The 18,027-nt window shown below is 72.7% G+C and carries 11 protein-coding genes; 8 read left to right on the top strand and 3 right to left on the bottom strand.

The genetic code is table 11. From position 1 onward, the window contains the following. Nucleotides 1-14: 14 nt before the first annotated feature. Nucleotides 15-1,619, bottom strand: coding sequence for an FAD-binding oxidoreductase (locus FHX81_RS04515; RefSeq protein WP_246107626.1), 1,605 nt, complete (start codon nucleotides 1,617-1,619; stop codon nucleotides 15-17). 185 nt (nucleotides 1,620-1,804) lie between these two features. On the opposite strand from FHX81_RS04515, the gene FHX81_RS04510 reads away from it, so the two are divergent. The 3 genes from FHX81_RS04510 (at nucleotide 1,805) to FHX81_RS04500 (ending at nucleotide 3,596) form a co-directional block, all read left to right on the top strand. Continuing rightward, entirely contained in the window at nucleotides 1,805-2,293 is a 489-nt protein-coding gene (locus FHX81_RS04510) for a cupin domain-containing protein (protein ID WP_141975342.1), read from the top strand. After that, on the top strand, nucleotides 2,293-3,243 hold the full coding sequence (locus FHX81_RS04505; RefSeq protein ID WP_141975341.1) for an amidohydrolase family protein: 951 nt from the start codon (nucleotides 2,293-2,295) through the stop codon (nucleotides 3,241-3,243). Before FHX81_RS04510 ends, FHX81_RS04505 begins: the two co-directional genes overlap by 1 nt. Nucleotides 3,244-3,341: 98 nt before the next feature. Then, on the top strand, nucleotides 3,342-3,596 hold the full coding sequence (locus FHX81_RS04500; protein ID WP_141975340.1) for a response regulator transcription factor: 255 nt from the start codon (nucleotides 3,342-3,344) through the stop codon (nucleotides 3,594-3,596). Between the two features lie 10 nt (nucleotides 3,597-3,606). Here FHX81_RS04500 and FHX81_RS04495 read toward each other — a convergent pair whose 3' ends face one another. Continuing rightward, nucleotides 3,607-4,329: an SGNH/GDSL hydrolase family protein gene (locus FHX81_RS04495; RefSeq protein WP_141975339.1), complete on the bottom strand. Its 723-nt coding sequence runs from the start codon at nucleotides 4,327-4,329 to the stop codon at nucleotides 3,607-3,609. 362 nt (nucleotides 4,330-4,691) lie between these two features. Between FHX81_RS04495 and FHX81_RS04490 the strand changes: the two genes are divergently transcribed. The 4 genes from FHX81_RS04490 to FHX81_RS04475 are packed head-to-tail and all read left to right on the top strand — an operon-like array spanning nucleotide 4,692 to nucleotide 8,179. After that, nucleotides 4,692-5,342 (top strand): ABC transporter permease, encoded by a 651-nt coding sequence (locus tag FHX81_RS04490; protein WP_170231926.1) that lies wholly within the window; start codon nucleotides 4,692-4,694, stop codon nucleotides 5,340-5,342. Beyond that, nucleotides 5,332-6,444, top strand: coding sequence for an ABC transporter ATP-binding protein (locus FHX81_RS04485; protein ID WP_141975338.1), 1,113 nt, complete (start codon nucleotides 5,332-5,334; stop codon nucleotides 6,442-6,444). Before FHX81_RS04490 ends, FHX81_RS04485 begins: the two co-directional genes overlap by 11 nt. Further along, on the top strand, nucleotides 6,441-7,211 hold the full coding sequence (locus FHX81_RS04480) for an ABC transporter permease (RefSeq protein ID WP_141975337.1): 771 nt from the start codon (nucleotides 6,441-6,443) through the stop codon (nucleotides 7,209-7,211). Before FHX81_RS04485 ends, FHX81_RS04480 begins: the two co-directional genes overlap by 4 nt. Beyond that, nucleotides 7,208-8,179, top strand: a complete 972-nt coding sequence (locus tag FHX81_RS04475; RefSeq protein ID WP_141975336.1) for a glycine betaine ABC transporter substrate-binding protein — start codon at nucleotides 7,208-7,210, stop codon at nucleotides 8,177-8,179. The genes FHX81_RS04480 and FHX81_RS04475 overlap by 4 nt, the downstream gene beginning before the upstream one ends. A gap of 6 nt (nucleotides 8,180-8,185) precedes the next feature. Here the strand turns inward: FHX81_RS04475 and FHX81_RS04470 are convergent, their stop codons facing one another. Beyond that, nucleotides 8,186-8,785 (bottom strand): cysteine hydrolase family protein, encoded by a 600-nt coding sequence (locus FHX81_RS04470; RefSeq protein ID WP_141975335.1) that lies wholly within the window; start codon nucleotides 8,783-8,785, stop codon nucleotides 8,186-8,188. Between the two features lie 132 nt (nucleotides 8,786-8,917). Here FHX81_RS04470 and FHX81_RS04465 point away from each other — a divergent pair, with 132 nt between their 5' ends. Then, entirely contained in the window at nucleotides 8,918-18,022 is a 9,105-nt protein-coding gene (locus FHX81_RS04465; protein ID WP_141975334.1) for a LamG-like jellyroll fold domain-containing protein, read from the top strand. The last annotated feature ends 5 nt before the right edge of the window (nucleotides 18,023-18,027 follow it).

Genomic DNA, 18,027 nt, shown 5'->3' with positions numbered 1-18,027 from the left:
CTCCGCGCCCCGCCTCACGGCAGTTCGATCGACTGGGAGTGGCGGAACACGTCGCGCGGGTCCCACCTCGCCTTGACCTGTCGCAGCCTCGGGTAGTTCCCCTTGTAGTACAAGGTGGACCACGGCACGCCGGAGGTGTTCTGCGCCGGGTCGCGCAGGTCGCCGTCCGGGTAGTTGACGTAGCAGCCGTCGGTGACCGCGTTGGACACCGGCACGCCGCCGGTGTCGGCGTAGACCTCGCGGTAGAGGTCGCGCAGCCACCCGATGTGCCTCGGGTCCTCCGCCTGCTCGGTCCAGAACACCTGGTAGAGCAGCTTGAACGTGGAGTCGCGCTGGCCGTTCGCGGTCGCGTTCTCGCGCACCCGGTTGATGTTGCCGCCGAACGACAGCATCGTCACCATGGCCATCGGGTTCGCGTAGTCGGCGCGCGTGAGGTGCTTGTAGAGCGCGGCGATGTGCGCGGCGGGGAAGTTCTTGCGCATGTACGTGGACTTGTGCGCGCCGCGCAGCGTCGGGTTGGTCAGCACCGGGTTGCTGGTGCCGAGCAGGCGCGTGGCGGCCAACCACGGCAGCCGACGAGGCGCCGACGCGGGGGACGGGACCACCGAGGTGCCCGCGGTGATCGCGGCCAGGTAGTCCTGCAGCAGCCCCGCCGCGTTCGGGACCGACGCGTCCTGCACGGTCAGCATCACCAGGTTGCCGTTGGAGCGGTGGTAGAGGGAGAAGAAGCTGCTCAGGCCGATGTTCGCGCCGCCGGGTGCGCCGTTGGCCTCGTGCCACGCGCCGTAGTTGTGCACGAGCCGGGTGAACGCGGTGCGGTCGATCGAGCTCCACGGGAACTGCACGACGCTGACGATCACCTCCGCCGGCGGCTTGACCAGCAGGTCGGACGGGGTGGTGCCGGTCGCGCCCGGCGAGCGGAACCAGTACCGCGTGATGACGCCGAAGTTGCCGCCGCCACCACCGGTGTTGGCCCACCACAGGTCGTGGTTGGGGTCGTTCGGGTCGCGCGTCGCGATCACCGCCCGGGCCACGCCCGACCGGTCGACCGTGACGACCTCGACGGCGTGCAGGTGGTCCACGGTCAGGCCGTGCACGCGCGACAGCAGGCCGTACCCGCCGCCGCTGACGTGGCCGCCGATGCCCACCGAGTAGCACATGCCGCCGGGCAGGGTGACGCCCCACTCCTTGAACAGGCGGTCGTACACGTCCAGCAGCAGCGCCCCGCCCTCGACCGCGAACGCGCCCATCGCCGGATCCCAGTACACCCGATCCATCCGGGACATGTCGATGACCACCTGGACCTCCGGGTGGTACACGAAGTCCTCGAAGCAGTGCCCGCCACCGCGGATGGAGATCCGCTTGCCCGCCCGCACGGCGCCCTGCACCGCGGCCACCACGTCGTTCGTCCCGCCCACCAGCTGGATCGCCTCGGGTCGCGCCGTCCACCGCGAGTTGTTGCCGGTGATCAGCTGCGCGTACCGCGGGTCGTCGGGCGTCACGGTCGGCTTGCCGATGCGACCGGACACCTCCTCGGCCGCCGCGACGCCGCCCAGGGCGCCGGCCACCGAGCCGGTCACCGCCCCGGCCAGGGCGACGGTCGCCGAACCGGCCAGCACGCGCCTGCGGGATAACTCACGCCCAGTTTCTTCAGACATGTTCGCTAAGAGCCCTCTCGTCCTGGGAGGCGTCGAGTATCACCGCGGCCTCGGGCCGCCCGGCATCACGTGTTCTCGTGATTCGCGGTGGGTGCGACAGGCGGCACTGTGGGGGTCGTCGGTGACCGCAACACGATGGGAGCACGGTGAGTTTCACTTCGGATCAGCTGAAGACCGCGGTGCACGTGCCACCGGGTGCGGGGCCGAGCAGGTGGGTGTTCGGCGACCGCTACACGCTCAAGTCGGGCCTGCACAACACGGGCCCGGCGTTCGGGTTGGTCGAGGCCGTCGTGCCCGCGGGCGGTGGGCCGCCCAAGCACGTCCACTACCACGAGGACGAGCTGTTCTACGTGATCGACGGCCGGTTGGAGCTGTTCACCGGCGAAGAAACGGTGATCGCCGAGCCGGGCGCGTTCATCTACGTCCCGCGCGGCGTCACGCACTCGTTCACCAACGCGTTCACCGACGACTGCCGGATGCTGCTGATGTTCCTGCCCGCCGGCAAGGAGCGGTTCTTCCTGGAGATGGGCGTGTCGGCCGACGACGGCGCGCCGCCGCCACCGCCGGAGCAGTACGCGATCGACCGGGAGAACGCGATCCGGCTCGCGCCCAAGTACGGGGAGAGGTACGTCTGATGCTGGTCGACGTGCACCACCACGCCATCCCGCCGGTGTACCGCGACGCGTTGCGCGGCATCGACCCGATCCCCGGCGTGGACTACCCCACGTGGGAGCCCGACCGGAGCCTGGAGGTGATGGACCGCAACGGCATCACCGCCGCGCTGCTGTCGATCACCGCGCCCGGCGTCTCGTTCGCCGGACCGGCCGACGCGCCGAAGCTGGCCAGGCAGGTCAACGAGTACTTCGCCGAGCTCGTCTCGACGCACCCGACCCGGTTCGGCGCGTTCGCCGTGCTGCCCCTGCCGGACGTCGCCGCGGCCAAGGACGAGCTGTCCTACGCGGTGGACCAGCTCGGCCTCGACGGCGTCAACGTGCTCACCAGCTACGGGGGCGAGTACCTGGGCGCGCCCGAGTTCGAGCCGCTGTTCGCCGAGATCGCCGACCGCGGCATCGTGGTCCACGTGCACCCGGCCGCGCCACCCGCCCGGGACCTGGCCACGTTCGGCCTGCCGCCGTCGCTGTACGAGTTCACCTTCGAGACCACGCGGACCGCGGTGAGCCTGCTGTTCAGCGGGGTGCTGGACCGGCTGCCGGACCTGCGGCTGATCCTGTCGCACGCGGGTGGCACGCTGCCGTTCCTGGCCAAGCGGCTCACGTACGGCCCGACGATCGGCTCCTACCTGCGCGGCAAGCCGCCGGTCGACGTGCTGGCGTCGTTGGGCCGCCTGCACTACGACATCGCCATGTCGGCCACCCCGCACGCGCTGCCCGCGCTGACCGAGCTGGCGGGCGCGGACCACGTGCTGTTCGGCAGCGACTACCCGTTCATGCCGGACTGGCACACCGCGGAGAACGTCGACGGCTTCGCCGGCCACCCCGGGTGGACCGACGAGCAGCGGTCGCGGGTCGCGAGCGGGAACGCGCTGGACCTGTTCCCGGCGCTGCGCGCGCGGATTGTGACTTAATCCGCCGGTTGTCAGGAACTCCGCGGCGGGTTCGTTGACCCGCCCGACCGCCCCGGCACACAGTGGCAGCAGGCCATCAGTGACCAGGGGGAACTCGGATGTCGAACACGCGGGAATCGACCAGACCCGACACGACCGGCGGCTGGACCAGCCTGACACCCGCCGAGGCGCGGGTGGCGGGGCTGGTCGTGCTGGGGTTGACCAACCGCGCGGTGGCCCGCCGGTTGGCCATCTCCCCGCACACGGTGGACACCCACCTGCGCCGCGTGTTCGGCAAGCTGCGCGTGCGCAGCCGCGTGGAGCTGACCAGGGAGGTCCTCTCCCGCGGCCACGCCGCGGTGGTCGACGCCTGACCCGGCCGGGTCAGCCCGCCTCGATCGCCTGCACGATGAGCTCGTTGCGGGCGTCCTGGCCCAGCGGCTCGGTGGTGTGCACGCCGTCGCGCAGGTACGCGGTGAGCCGGGTCGGCTTCGCGGCCAGGAACTCCGCCCAGCGGACGATGCGCAGGTTCGGGTGCGCGCGCTGGGCGTCGGCGAGCTGGAGGTTGATCCACGCGCTGTTGCGCTGGTCGGCGAGCTGCACGGCGGCGGTCTGGGCGGTGCGGGCGACCTGGACGTTCACCCAGTACACCTTCCGGGCCGGGCCGACGACGTCCATGACGCGCTCCACCTGGGCGGCGAACACCGGCGGCGTGAAGATGTCGTTGGACCCGGTGGCCATCAGGATGCGGCCGGGCAGGCCGTAGGCCTGGGCCCACTGCGCCAGCGCGTCGACGGCGGGTGCGGTGGGGCGGCCGGACCAGTTGTGCACGGCGATGACGTCACCGGTCCGGCCGTGCAGCCGCTGGGCCAGGGAGTAGCCGTCCTGCACGGAGATGCTGTCGCCGAACATGAACAGCCCGTCGGTGTCGAGCACCGGCCTGATCTGGGTGAGCGTCGAGATCGCCTTGGACGAGTTCTCCCACGGACCGAGCGCGCCGGAGCCGTAGCCGTCGGCGAAGGCCTTCGGCGCGGTCAGCAACGTGGAACCGACCGCGACCGCGCCCGCCGTGAGCAGGCGGCGGCGAGTGGTCCTGCCCGTGCTCACGGCACGACGTCCGGTTCAGTGCGGCGGGTCGCTGGTGATCGGTGCATGGCTGTGCCTCCCCTGCCTCTGTCACGCCGTGCCGCACGCTACCGCTGCGCCGCGTCCGGCAGGCCGGAATGAGGAGGAAGCCGCCGGACGGGTGGCGCGGGCGGCGCCGCCGGACGCGGCCGAAGGCGGCGGGCGCAGCGCGGCCCGGTGTGATCGTCAGGTGATCGGCAGGTGGGCGGGCGGGGTGCTGCGGCATGATGGCGGTGGGGCGCGGCACCGCTGTCCTGTTCGGACCGTTGTTCCCGGACGAGGAGGTAGGTCATCCGTCCTCTGTGGACAGGGATGGTCGGTCGCGTCGGATCGGGGGCGGGGTCGTGAGCTTCGGGGAGTTCCTGGCCGACCGGTGGCACCGGCTGCTGGTCGAAGCCCTCCTGCACGTCAGCGCGGTGGTGCAGTGCGCGGCCATCGCGGCGGTGATCGGGGTGGGCATCGGGGTCGCGGTGTACCGCAGCCCGCTCGGCTCGACCGCCGCGACGGCGTTGACCAGCGCGATCCTCACCATTCCGGCGTTCGCCCTGCTCGGCTTGCTCATCCCGGTCCTGGGCCTGGGCGTGCCGCCGACCGTGGTTGCGCTCGTGCTGTACGGCCTGCTGCCGGTCGTGCGCAACACGATCGTGGGTCTCGGCGGTGTCGACCCGGCGGTGCGCGACGCGGCGCGCGGCGTCGGGATGAGCCGGTGGGGGGTGCTGACCAGGGTGGAGCTGAAGCTGGCCTGGCCCGCGATCCTGACCGGGACCCGCGTCGCCACCCAGATGCTGATGGGCATCGCCGCGATCGCCGCCTACGCCCGCGGTCCCGGCCTGGGCGTGGAGATCTTCGCCGGGCTGACCAGGGCGGGCAGCGCGAACGCGACCAACCAGGCGGTGGCCGGCACGCTCGGCATCGTCGTCCTCGCGCTGGTCCTGGACGGGATCTTCGCGCTGATCGGCCGCTGCACCGTCTCCAGGGGGATCCGTGGCCAGTGAGATCCGGCTCGTCGACGTGACCAAGCGCTACCCCGGCGTCGCGGCGCCCGCGGTGGAGTCGGTCAGCCTGACCGTCCCGGCGGGGGAGACGGTGGTGCTGGTCGGCCCCTCCGGGTGCGGCAAGACCACCACGATGCGGATGATCAACCGGTTGATCGAGCCGACCTCGGGCCGCATCACCATCGACGGCGTGGACACGCTGTCGCTGGACCCCGACGAGCTGCGCCGCGGCATCGGGTACGCCATCCAGCAGGCGGGGCTGTTCCCGCACCTGACGGTGGGCCAGAACGTCGGGACGGTCCCCGGCCTGCTGGGCTGGCGACGTCCCAGGGTGGCCGACCGGGTCGACGAGATGCTCGACCTGGTCGGGCTCGACCCGGCCGAGTTCCGCGACCGCTACCCCCGACAGCTCTCCGGCGGCCAGCAGCAGCGCGTCGGCGTGGCCCGCGCGCTCGCCGCCGACCCGCCCGTGCTGCTGATGGACGAGCCGTTCGGCGCGGTGGACCCGATCACCCGCGGCAACCTGCAGGACGAGCTGATGCGGTTGCAATCCGAGCTGCGCAAGACGATCGTGTTCGTCACCCACGACTTCGACGAGGCCGTCAAGATCGGCGACCGGATCGCCGTGCTCGGCCCCCGGTCGCGCGTGCTGCAGTACGACACCCCCGAGGCGGTCCTGGCCAACCCGGCGGACGACACGGTCGCCGGGTTCGTCGGCTCGGGTGCGTCGCTCAAGCAGCTCAGGCTGCGCCGGGTGCGCGAGGTCGAGCTGAGCCACGCGGTGACCGCGGCGGTGACCGACCGGCCCGCCGAGGTCGGCCGCCGGCTCGCCGCGTCCGAGCACCGCTACGCGCTGCTGCTGGACGCCCGGGACCGGCCGGTGAGCTGGGTGCACGAGCGGGACCTCGGACGACCGCAGCCGGTCGGCACGACGTTGTCGCTCCAGTCGACGCTGCAGGACGCCCTGGAAGCCATCCTCACGGAGGGCGGCGCGGCGGTCGTCACCGGCGCGCGCGGCGAGTACGTGGGGCTGGTGGAGGTGGACGCCGTGATCGGCACCGTGCAGAAGCTGCGCGACGACCACGCGGAAGCGGACGCGTGACGGCCGCGGCGGTCCGGACGCCCACCGCCTCAGCGCGTCGCGCCGACCGGCTGCGCCTGCTGGTCCAGCCGGCCGTCGTGGTGGCGCTGGTCGGTGGCGTGCTGCTGTGGGCGTTCGGCCGGGACCTCGACTCGATCGAGCGGCAGAGCCTCAACGCGCCCGCCCTGGTGGCCGCGACCTGGGACCACCTGGTGATCAGCCTGGTCGTGACCGGGCTGGTCCTCGTGGTGGCGGTCCCGCTCGGCGTCGTGCTCACGCGCCCGTGGGCCCGACCTGCCGCGCCGCTGTTCCTCGGCATCGCCACGATCGGCCAGGCGTCGCCGTCCATCGGCGTCCTGGTGCTGTTCTTCCTGGTGTCGGGGTGGGAAGGGCTGTGGGCGGCGGTGCTGCCGATCGCCTTCTACGCGCTGCTGCCGGTGCTGCGCAACACCGTGGTCGGGCTCCAGGGCGTCGACCCGTCGCTGGTCGACGCCGGGCGGGGCATCGGCATGTCCGCGGGCGCCGTGCTGCGCCGCATCGAGCTGCCGCTGGCCGTGCCGCTGATCCTGGCCGGGCTGCGCACCGCGCTGGTGCACGCGGTCGGCGTCGCGACCCTCGCGGTGTTCGTCAACGGTGGCGGCCTCGGGCTGCTGATCGACACCGGCTACAAGCTGTCGCGGGCGCCGGTGCTCGTCACCGGCGCCGTGCTGGCGGTCGGCCTCGCGCTGCTCGTGGACTGGCTCGGCGCCCTGGTCGAGACCTACCTCGGACCGAAGGGGCTGCGATGAGGCGGATCACCCGGCTGGTGGTCGCGGCGGTGGTGCTGCTGACGTCCGGCTGCGGGCTGGAGTCGTCGTTCGCGCTGCCCTTCGAGGTGGCTCCCGGTTCGATCCGGCCGGTGCCCGAACTGGCCGGGGTGGACATCGCGGTGGGCTCCAAGGACTTCACCGAGAACCAGGTCCTGGGCTACCTCGCCGAGGTCGCCCTGGTCGCGGCGGGTGCCGAGGTGCGCGACCTGACCAACATCCAGGGCTCGAACAGCTCCCGCCAGGCGCTGCTCACCGGTGACATCGACCTGTCCTGGGACTACACCGGCACCGGGTGGATCAGCTACCTGGGCAACACCGATCCGATCCCGGACGAGCGGGCCCAGTACGAGGCGGTCCGCGACGCCGACCTGGCCCGCAACGGCCTGGTCTGGTTGGACCACTCGGCGATCGACAACACCTACGCCTTCGCCGTCACCCGCGAGTTCGCCCGCACCCACGACCTGCGCACCACCTCGGACATGGCCGCCCTGATCGCCCGCGCGCCGCAGGAGGCCGTGTTCTGCCTGGAGACCGAGTTCGTCAGCCGCGACGACGGCTTCCCGGGCGTGGCGGCGGCCTACGGCTTCGACCCCGGCGCGGTCGAGGTCAAGACGTTCGGCACCGGCACGATCTACACCGCGACCTCGACCGGGCTGTGCAACTTCGGCGAGGTGTTCACCACGGACGGCCGGATCGTCGCGCTGGACCTGGTCGTGCTGGAGGACGACAAGAGGTTCTTCCCCCGCTACAACGCGGCGGTCGTGCTGCGCCAGGACTTCCACACCGCGCACCCGCAGGTCGCGCGGGTGTTGGCGCCGATCGTGGCGAGGCTCGACAACGACACCATCCGCGGCCTCAACGCCGAGGTGGACGTCGCGGGCCGTGACCCGGCCGCGGTCGCGCGCGACTGGCTGGTCCGCGAGGGGTTCGTGTCGCTGCCGGCCTGACCGGGCTCACGACCTCCCGTGCAGCCGGACCAGGGCCTCCTCGGCGGTCAGGCAGCCGGCGGTCGTCAGGTCCAGGTTCGCCAGCGAGGCGGTGTGCGCGGCGTCGTCGGCGGCCGTCACGCAGTCGCGCACGACGTGCACGGTGAAGCCCAGGTCGGTGGCGTGGCGCGCGGTCTGCTCGACGGTCAGGTTGGTGGCCACGCCGGTCAGGAAGAGCGTGTCGACGCCCTGGTCGGTCAGCCGGGCGGCCAGGTCGTTGCCGGCCAGGCCGGAGAGCTTCTGGTTGTCGACCACGGTCCCCGCCGTGCCGGTCACCTCCGGGATCAACCGCGCGCCGGGCGCGTCCGGCCGGAACGCCTGCTGCGCCTCGCCGACCGCGTGCATGAACCCGGTGTTGCGCACCAGCCCTCCCTCGCCCTCGGGGATGGTGAACCGGGTGAAGAACACCGGCACACCCGCCCGCGCGTGGAAGCGCGCCGCCCGCTCGACGACGCCGCTGCGGGCCACCGGCTCGGCGAGCATGGGTCCGAAGAACCCCTCGGGCTTGATGACGTTGACCTGCCAGTGCAGCGCCAACACGGCTGCTCGCTGTGCGTCCGGGCTCATGGTCGCCGATTGTGCACCGCGTTCGATTAGAGAGTTGTTAGAGCCCGTTCGTACGCTCGTCGGGCCTGGGGCAGTCCGGGGGGACACCGGAGGTCGGTGTACGGCGGTGGCTGCCCGCAGGGGGAGGGGCCCGTGAGGCGGAACCGAGTCCGTGCGTCCGTGTTCGCGCTGGTGGCGCTGCTGCTGGCCGGTTCAGCGGCGGGTGACGTGGCGGCGCCGCCCGGCCAGGTGTTCCCGACGCGCGCGACCGCCGCGCCGGAACAGCGGTGGGGTTCGGCGGCCGGGCAGCCGCACCTGGAGCCGGGCGTGGTCAACCGGACGTTGCCGCCGTCGCACCGGAGCCTGCACCCGCGCGTGCAGGCGCCGCCGCCACCGGTCAACACGGCCTCGGTGAGCGTCGGGCCGACCGCCGCGCGGACCGGGTTCGACCGGGCGACGAGCCGTGAGCGCGAGGACGCGCGAGGTCCGCACGAACGGGTGTACGCCAACGCCGACGGCACCGAGACCACCGAGTTCTCCGCCGCCCCCGTCAACTACCGGACCCGCGACGGCGCGTTCGAACCCATCGACACGACGCTGACCAGGACCGACGACGGCTGGCGGAACACGACCAACGCGGTCGGACTGGCGCTGGCGGCGCACGCGGACGGTGAGCACCGGGTCGAGCTGGACGACCGGCACGCGTTCGGCTACCGCCTGGCCGACGCCTCCGCGCACCCCGGCCGGGCCGAGGGCGACCGGGTCCGCTACCCCGACGCACGTCCCGGCGTGGACCTGCTGCTCCAGGCGCGACCGGGCGGGTTGAAGGAGACCCTGGTCCTCAAGGACGCCGGGGCCACGCGCACGTTCGCCTTCCCGCTGACCCTGACGAACCTCCGGGCGGAGCTGGACGGCCAGACGCTCGTGCTGGTCGACGGTGACACCGTGCACGCCGTGGTGCCGCCCGGCGACATGGTGGACGCGGCGGGCGCGGTGTCCCGCAAGGTGACCTACGCGCTGGTGGACGGCGTGCTGCAGGTCGAGCCGGACCGGGCTTGGCTGGACGACCCGGCCCGGGTGTACCCGGTGGAGGTCGACCCGACGGTGTCGCTGCCGGTGGACCAGGGCGCGGCGGACGCGGCCATGTCGGTGCGCGGGTCGACGTCGGTGGCGGGCGGCTCGGAACTGCGGGTCGGGCAGGTGGCCGGCGTGTCGGCTGCCTCGTACGTGCGGTTCGGCAGCCTGGTCGACCGCCTGCGCCACCACGTCGTCTTCGGCGCGCAGCTCCAGGTGGTGGGCTTCGACGCCACCTCGTGCCGGGCCCGCCCGGTCACGGTGCACCCGGTGTCGCAGGCGTGGACGGCCACGGGCTCGTACAGCTACCCCGGGCCTGCGGTGGGCGCCTCGCTGGCGAGCCGGTCGTTCGCGCACGGCTTCGTGGCGACGGGGGAGGCGTCGTCGCGGTGCCCGACCGCGGCCGAGGTGTTCGACCTGGGCGGTGCCGGCGCGAAGCTGGTGCAGGGCTGGGTGGACGGCACGGCGGCGAACAACGGCCTGTCGTTGCGGGCGGACGTGTCCGACCCGTTGTCCGGCAAGCGGCTCACCGGCACCGGCACGGCGAACCCGCCGCGGCTGTTCGTCACGCACAGCCCGTACAACGCCGAGTACGCCATCCCCGACCCGGTGCCCAACCCGCCCGTGCTGCAGAACCAGGACGGCAAGGTCAAGGTCACCGTGACCAACAAGGGCGCGGAGGCGTGGTCGACGGCGGACTACTACCTGGCCTACCGGGCGTACAACGCGAAGACCGGCGCGGCGGTCGGCCAGCAGCGGGCCGCGTCGTTGCCCGGCGCGGTGGCGCGGGGCGCGAAGGTCACCGTCGACGCGACGGTGAAGGCGCTGCCGCCGGGGTCGTACTTCCTGGACTTCACGATGGTCCGCACCGGCGGCGTGGTGTTCACCGACCACCAGGTGCCGCCGGCGCGGCTGGCGCTGGACGTGATCGACCTCGCGCCGGTGGTGCAGGAGCTGCACCCGCCCAACGGCTACCGCACACCGACCCTGACGCCACTGCTGTGGGGTCGCGCGCTGGACATCGACGCGCCGCCCGGGGCGTCGATGAGCTTCAACTTCGAGGTGTGCCGGGCGGACGACCCGAACCTGTGCTTCACCTCCGGCTTCCAGCCGAGTCCGCAGTGGACGGTCCCGGACGGGAAGCTGTTCTGGGGCCGGAGCTACCTGTGGCGGGTGGTCGTCCGGGACGCGGGCAACGAGGTGGCCTCACCGCAGTCCGGGTTGGACGCGGACGTGCCGCAGCCGGAGCTGGCGTCGCGGTCGGCGGCCGCGTCGGACGAGCGCGAGTTCGAACCGCGGACCGGTGGCGTGTCGAACGTCGCCGTGGACGCCACCGTGGCCACCGTCGGACCCGAGCTGTCCGTGGTCCGCACGTACAACAGCCTCGACCCGCGCCGGGACGGCGTGTTCGGCGCGGGCTGGACCAGCCGGTACGACATGCGCCTGACCCCGGACGACGACGGCACGGGCAACGTCGTGGTGACCTTCGCGGACGGCCAGGCGGTGCGGTTCGGCCGCAACCCCGACGGGTCCTACGCCCCGCCCTCGGGTCGGGTGGCGGCGTTGACCCAGGAGTCGGGCGGCTGGAAGCTCGCGGACCGGTCGGGCACCGTGCACCTGTTCACCGCGGGCGGCCTGCTCAGCCGCACCACCGACAGCGCGGGCCGGTCGGTGGTGCTGACCTACAACGCGGCGGACGGCAAGCTGGCCAAGGCGCAGGTGTCCAACAGCCAGAGCAACACCGCCGGCCGATCGCTGCGGTTCACCTGGACCGGTGGGCACATCACGGCCGTGACCACCGACGCGAACACCACGTGGACCTACGCCTACACCGGGGACACGTTGACCCAGGCGTGCGCGCCCGGCGGCCTGTGCACGAAGTACGCCTACAGCACCGGCTCGCACTACCGCAGCGCGGTGCTGGACTCGCTGCCGGAGTCGTACTGGCGGCTGGGCGAGGCGCAGGGCACGGCTGCGGGCAGCGAGGTGTCGGCCAACCTGGGCGAGGACGCGGGCACGTACGTGAACGCGACGCTCGGCACGGCAGGCGCGGTGGCGGGCGCGACCGGCACCGCGGCGTCGTTCAACGGCACCACCACGCGCCTGGACCTGCCCAAGGGCCTGCTGAAGAAGAGCCGTGACGGTGCGGTCGAGCTGTGGTTCAAGGCCAACACCACCGGCACCGGCGGCCCGCTGCTCGGCTACCAGGACAAGGCGTTCGGCACCGCACCGGGTCGAGGGGTCCCGGTGCTGTACGTCGGCACGGACGGCAGGCTGCGCGGCCAGTTCGGCGCAACCGCGATCGCGCCGCTGACCTCGCCGAACGCTGTCAACGACGGTCGCTGGCACCACGTCGTGCTGTCCCTGATGGGCACCACGCAGACGTTGTACCTGGACGGCGCGCCGGTGGCCCGGGGTACCGGCGTGGCGCTGGACCACGCTCAGCTGACGTTCAACCAGGTCGGCGCCGCGTCGGTCAGCACGCCGGGGTCGTGGCCCGCCTGGGGCACGGCGGCGCAGCGGTCGTTCAGCGGTTCGCTGGACGAGGTGGCGGTCTACTCGCACCCGCTGGGCCCGAGCGCCGTGGCGACGCACCACCGGCAGGGCACGACCGCCGCCGACCAGCTCGCGACCGTGACCCGGCCGAGCGGGAACGTGTCGTCGCGCGCCACCTACGACGCCGACCTGGACCGCGTCACGACCTACACCGACCGCGACGGCGGCCTGTGGAAGATCGGTCCGACCACGGTCTACGGCGGCGACGCCGACCTGCGGCGCGGCGTGCAGGTGCTGGACCCGGGCAACCGGCCGGTCCTGTACGAGTTCGACGGCGTCACCGGGAAGCTGCTGCGCACGGGCACGCCGTTGGGCCTGGGGCTGCGTGACGAGGACCAACCCGCGCCGCAGCCCGAACCGGTGGAGCAGTGCAGCGCGCCGGACCCGAACGACCCGAAGTTCTGCACGGTCATCCCCGGTGACGCGGGCGGGCCGGTGTTCGTGCGGCACCCGGTCAACGGCATGGCGATCCGCTCCTACCAGTACGACGCGAGCGGCAACCTGACCACCGTCACCAACGAGAACGGCGACGCGGTCACGATGACCTACGACGAGCGCGGCAACGCCACGTCCACCAGGACGTGCCGCCGTGCCGGCGAGTGCCACACCAGCTACACCACCTACCCGGCCGGCGGCGCGGCGGACCCGAGGGCCGACCAGCCGGCGGAGACGCGTGACGCCCGGTCGGCCCACGCCACCGACCCGACCTTCCGCACGTCGTACACCTACACGGCGACCGGGGAACTGGCCACGCAGACCGAGCCGGACGGCTCGACGGTCCGCCACACCTACACCAACGGCGCGGAGGCCGCGGTCGGCGGCGGGATCGTGCCCGCCGGCCTGCCGCTGACGACCGCGGACGCGCGCGGCAAGACCACCCGGTACGCGTACTACGCCAACGGCGACCTGGCGCGCCTCACCACGCCGTCCGGGCTGGTCACGAACTACTCCTACGACGTCCTCGGCCGGCTGACGACCGAGACGGAGGTCTCCGACTCGTTCCCGGCCGGCGTCACCACCACCTACGGCTACGACTCGCTGTCCCGGCAGACCCGCGTGACCGAGCCCGCGACGACCGACGCCGTGAACGGCACCAAGCACCAGCGGCAGGTCTCCATCACCTACGACGCCGACGGCAACCAGACCAAGGTCGAGGAGACCGACCAGCTCGGCGGCGGCCCGGCCCGCGCCACCTCCACCGCCTACGACGAGTTCGGCCGCCCGGTCCGGGTGACCGACGCCGAGGGCGGCGAGACGACCCAGGACTACGACCGGTTCGGCAACGTGGTGTCGTCCACCGACGCGGGCGGAAACCGCTACGACTTCGGCTACACCGCGCGCAACGCGATCGCCGAGGTGCGGCTGCGCGACTACCGCGCCGACGGCGAAGGCGGTCTGACCGGCGACTACCTGGTGCTGCGCTCGTTCTCCTACGACTTCGCCGGGCGCAAGGCCAGCGAGACCGACGCGATGGGCCGCCGGGTCGAGTTCACCTACTTCGGCGACGACCGCCCGCACAGGGTGGTGCTGAAGAACTTCCACAACCCCGACGGCAGCACGCGCGACTACGTGCTCCAGGAGAACACCTACGACGCGGCGGGCAACGTGACGCGGACGGTGTCCGGCGACGGCACGTCCACCACGACCGCCGCCTACGACCGCTCGGGCAACCGGACCACCGTGGTGCACGACCCCGAGGGCCTGGCGCTGAGCACGACCACCGCGTTCGACGCGGGCGGCAACGTGACGCGGGTCAGCCGGTCGGGCAAGGCGTCCAACGTGCCGTGGCCGGTGTCCACCGCGCCCGAGGTCGTCGACTACGTCTACGACGACGCCGGCAACGCCGTCCGCGAGACCGTCACCGCGGGCGCCACCACCATGGTCACCACCGCCGCCTACGACCAGCGCGGCCACAAGGTCGCCGAGACCTCGCCGCGCGGCAACGAGACCGGTGCCGACCCGGCCGCGTTCACCACGAACACCACCTACGACGAGTTGGGCCGCGAGGTCGTGGAGACCGCGCCCCCGGTGCGGGCGGAGAGCTCCGGCGGCACGCCCGGCACCGTGCGGCCCACCACGCGGACCGGCTACGACGCGTTCGGGCAGCAGACGGCTTCCGCCGACGAGGTGGGCCAGGTGCGGCGGTTCACCCACGACCGGCTCGGCCGGCAGGTCACCGCGTCCGAGCCCGGCTACCGCGCGCCCGGCTCGACCGACACCGCCACACCGACCACCCGCACCCGCTACGACGCGCTGGGCAACGTCCTGGAGGTCACCGACCCGCGCGGCAACACCGTGCGCAACACCTACGACCAGCTCAACCGGCTCGTCGCGGTCGACCGGCCGATGACCACCGACGGCGACCGGGCGGTGTGGCGGTTCGCCTACACCCGCACCGGCCAGGAGCTGACCGGCACCGACCCGCTGGGTGGTGTCACCCGCGCCACCTACGACGACCTCGACCGGCGCGTGACCAGCACCCACGTCGAGCGCCGTCCCGTGGCGGACAACCTGGTGTCCCGCTTCACCTACGACGACGCCGGGAACGTGGTGCGCGAGCAGAGCCCGACCGGCGCGGTGACGCTCTCGGCGTACGACGCGGTGGGCCGGGTGATCCGCACGACCGACCCGGCCGGCGTGGTCACGCACCAGGGGTACGACGCGAGCGGCCGGCTCGTGCGGCAGTCCGACGCGACCGGCCGCACGGCGCAGAGCACCTACGACACCGCCGGGCGGCTGGTGGCGCAGGCCGACCTGCGCCCGGACGGGTCCACGATCCGCTCGCAGCGGCACACCTACGACGTGGAGGGCAACCGGACCTCGTCCACCGACGCGATGGGCGTGACCGCGACGTTCGAGTACGACGCCGACGACCGCCTGGTGCGCCAGGTCGAGCCGGTGTCGGCCACGGAGTCCATCACGACGTCGTTCGGCTACGACGCGGCCGGGCGCCGCACCCGCTACACCGACGGCCGCGGCAACCCGACGTACTTCACGTTCAACGCGCTCGGCCTGGTCGAGTCCCTGATCGAGCCGCCGACCCCCGCGCACCCGGACCTCGCCGACCGCAGCTGGACCGCGGCCTACGACCTCGGCGGGAACCTGGTGCGGATGGCCGCGCCCGGCAACGTGGTCACCGAGGTCGCCTACGACGCGGCGGAGCGGCCGACGACGCGTTCCGGCAGGGGCGCCTCCGTCCCGACCCCGACCCGGACCCGGGCCTACGACGCGCTGGACCGACCCGTGCTGGCGGGCGGACCGGACGGCGACAACGCGTTCGCCTACGACGACCGCGGCAACCTGCTCAGCTCTCGCGGCCCGTCCGGCAACGCGGATTTCACCTACGACGCCGACGGCCGGCCCACGAGCCGCACCGACGCGGCGGGCACGTCCACGTTCGGCTACACCGGCGGCCGGCTGTCCACCGTCACCGACGGCCTGACCGGCACCACCCAGCGCTACGCCTACGACGCCGCGGGTCGGCTGTCCACCGTCGACTACGGCGCCGGCCGGGTGCGGACCTACGGGTTCGACGAGCTCGGGCGCGTCGCCTCCGACGTGCTGCGCAACGCGGAGGCCAAGACCGTCGCGGCCGTCACCTACCGCTACGACCACAACGACCGCCTGACCGGCAAGACCACGTCCGCCGGCGAGCAGACCTACCGCTACGACCTCGCGGGCCGCCTCACCGCGTGGACCAGCCCGGCGGGCACCGTCGACTACGCCTGGGACGCCTCGGGCAACCGCGTCGGGGCGGGCGGCAGGACCGCCACCTTCGACGCGCGCAACCGGCTGGTCCACGACGGCGACCGCGCCTACACCCACACCCCGCGCGGCACCCTCGCGTCCCGCGGCGACGTCACCTACGAGTTCGACGCGTTCGACCAGCTCGTCCGCGCCGGCGACCGCACCTACGCCTACGACGCGCTGGACCGGCTCGTCCAACGCGGGTCCGGCCGGTTCACCTATGCCGGGCTGTCCGACGAACCGGTGTCCGACGGCGTGGAGAAGTACGCCCGCGGGCCGTCCGACGACCTGCTCGCCGTCGGTGACCGGATCGCGATCGGCGACGAGCACGGCGACGTGGTCGGCGCGTTCCTCGCGGCCGACCTGGCGCTGCCGCGGCTGACCGACACCACGACCTACGACCCGTTCGGCAAGGTGGTCGCCGCCACCGGCGACACCGGCAACCTCGGGTTCCAGGGCGACTGGACCGACCCCGACACCGGCGACGTCGACATGGGCGCGCGTTGGTACTCGCCCGACACCGGCACCTTCCTGTCCCGGGACAGCCTCGACTACGACGAGGGCGACTCGGTGCTGGCCAACCGGTACACCTACGGCGCGGCCGACCCGTTGGGCAACGAGGACCCCGACGGGCACTGGCCCAAGTTCTCGTGCGGCATCTGCAAGAAGGTCGGCGACTTCGTCAGCTCGACCGTGGAGCGGGCCACCACGGTCTTCCGCAGCGCCGGTTCCGGCCTGCGGCGGCTCGAGGACTTCGGCAAGCGCATGTTCAAGTCCGCGGTCAAGCGCGTCACCGGCCTGGTGGACAAGGGCAAGCGGCTGGTCAACAGGGTCAAGGCCTGGGGCAAGCGCAAGTTCGAGGGCGCCCGGAAGTGGGTCTCCCGCAAGTGGAAGAGCGCCCGATCGTGGGCCGGGCGCCAGTGGAAGCGGGTCAAGAGCGGCATCGACAAGGTGCGGCGCGGCTTCACCAGGCTCGTCAAGAGGGCTGAGGAGCGCGGCAGGCGGATCATCCGCGACGCCAAGGAGAAGGCCGAACGCGCCCGCGAGTGGGCCGAGGAGACCGCGCGGCGGTTGGAGAAGAAGCGCAAGGCCGCGCGGGAGAAGGTCAGCCGCATCGCCCGCGACATCATCGAGCACTCCGCGAAGACGTTACCGGTGAAGCTCGTCGCGGCGGCGCTGAAACCCGTGATGTCCGTGGTGAAACCGCTGGTGTCGGCCGCGTCGCACGTGCCCGCCGCGGTCGTGGGCGTCTTCCGCGGCGACCCCTCGGGCGTGGCGCGGGTGGCGAAGGACCTGGTGACGGCGGCGACCAACGCGGTGGTCGCGCCCGGCGCGAGCATCGTGGAGACCACACGGGTGATCGCCGAGCTGCCGGTGTTCCAGTCCCTGCCGTGCGAGGGCGCGTTCAACTGCGCCTGGCGCGCGGGACTGGGCAGCGGGCCGCTCGGCCTGGTCGGCGGCGACACCGCACCGGACTACGTCACGCTCGACGGGTCGCTGGCCACGAGGGCGTTCGGCCCGATCGGGTTCAGCCGGTCGATCAGCATCACGGTCACCAGCCACGGCCAGGTGTCGTGGGGCATGGGCGCCGGCATCTCGACGCCGGGAGCCGGTGTGGGCCTGCGAGGCGGCTGGCTGCGCCAGGCCGACCCCACCAAGGAGGACATCAACAGCTTCACCGTCGGTCCGGCGGCCGGGTGGAACGGCACCGTGCAGCGCTGGTGGATCACGCCCGCCGCCGGCACGTCGCACACCCTCCCCGATGGGCGCACCGCCGTCGAGGCGGGCGTGTCCATCGCACCGCCCAGCAAGGACGGCGTCGACGTGGGCTTCGGGGTGTCGGAGTCGAAGTGCCTCATCGGGTGCCCGGAAAGCAGTTAGTGGTG

It is taken from the genome of Saccharothrix saharensis (genome assembly GCF_006716745.1).
In the GTDB taxonomy this organism is placed as follows: domain Bacteria; phylum Actinomycetota; class Actinomycetes; order Mycobacteriales; family Pseudonocardiaceae; genus Actinosynnema; species Actinosynnema saharense.
The sequence above is the reverse complement of the archived record's forward strand: the minus strand, read 5'-3'. Positions and strand labels throughout refer to the sequence as shown.

What these genes read in the sequence shown, in the direction of transcription:
- FHX81_RS04505 (WP_141975341.1), top strand. Translation starts at nt 2,293, where the DNA reads ATGCTGGTCGACGTGCACCACCACGCCATCCCGCCGGTGTACCGCGAC.
- FHX81_RS04500 (WP_141975340.1), top strand. Translation starts at nt 3,342, where the DNA reads ATGTCGAACACGCGGGAATCGACCAGACCCGACACGACCGGCGGCTGG.
- FHX81_RS04475 (WP_141975336.1), top strand. Translation starts at nt 7,208, where the DNA reads ATGAGGCGGATCACCCGGCTGGTGGTCGCGGCGGTGGTGCTGCTGACG.
- FHX81_RS04470 (WP_141975335.1), bottom strand. Translation starts at nt 8,785, where the DNA reads ATGAGCCCGGACGCACAGCGAGCAGCCGTGTTGGCGCTGCACTGGCAG.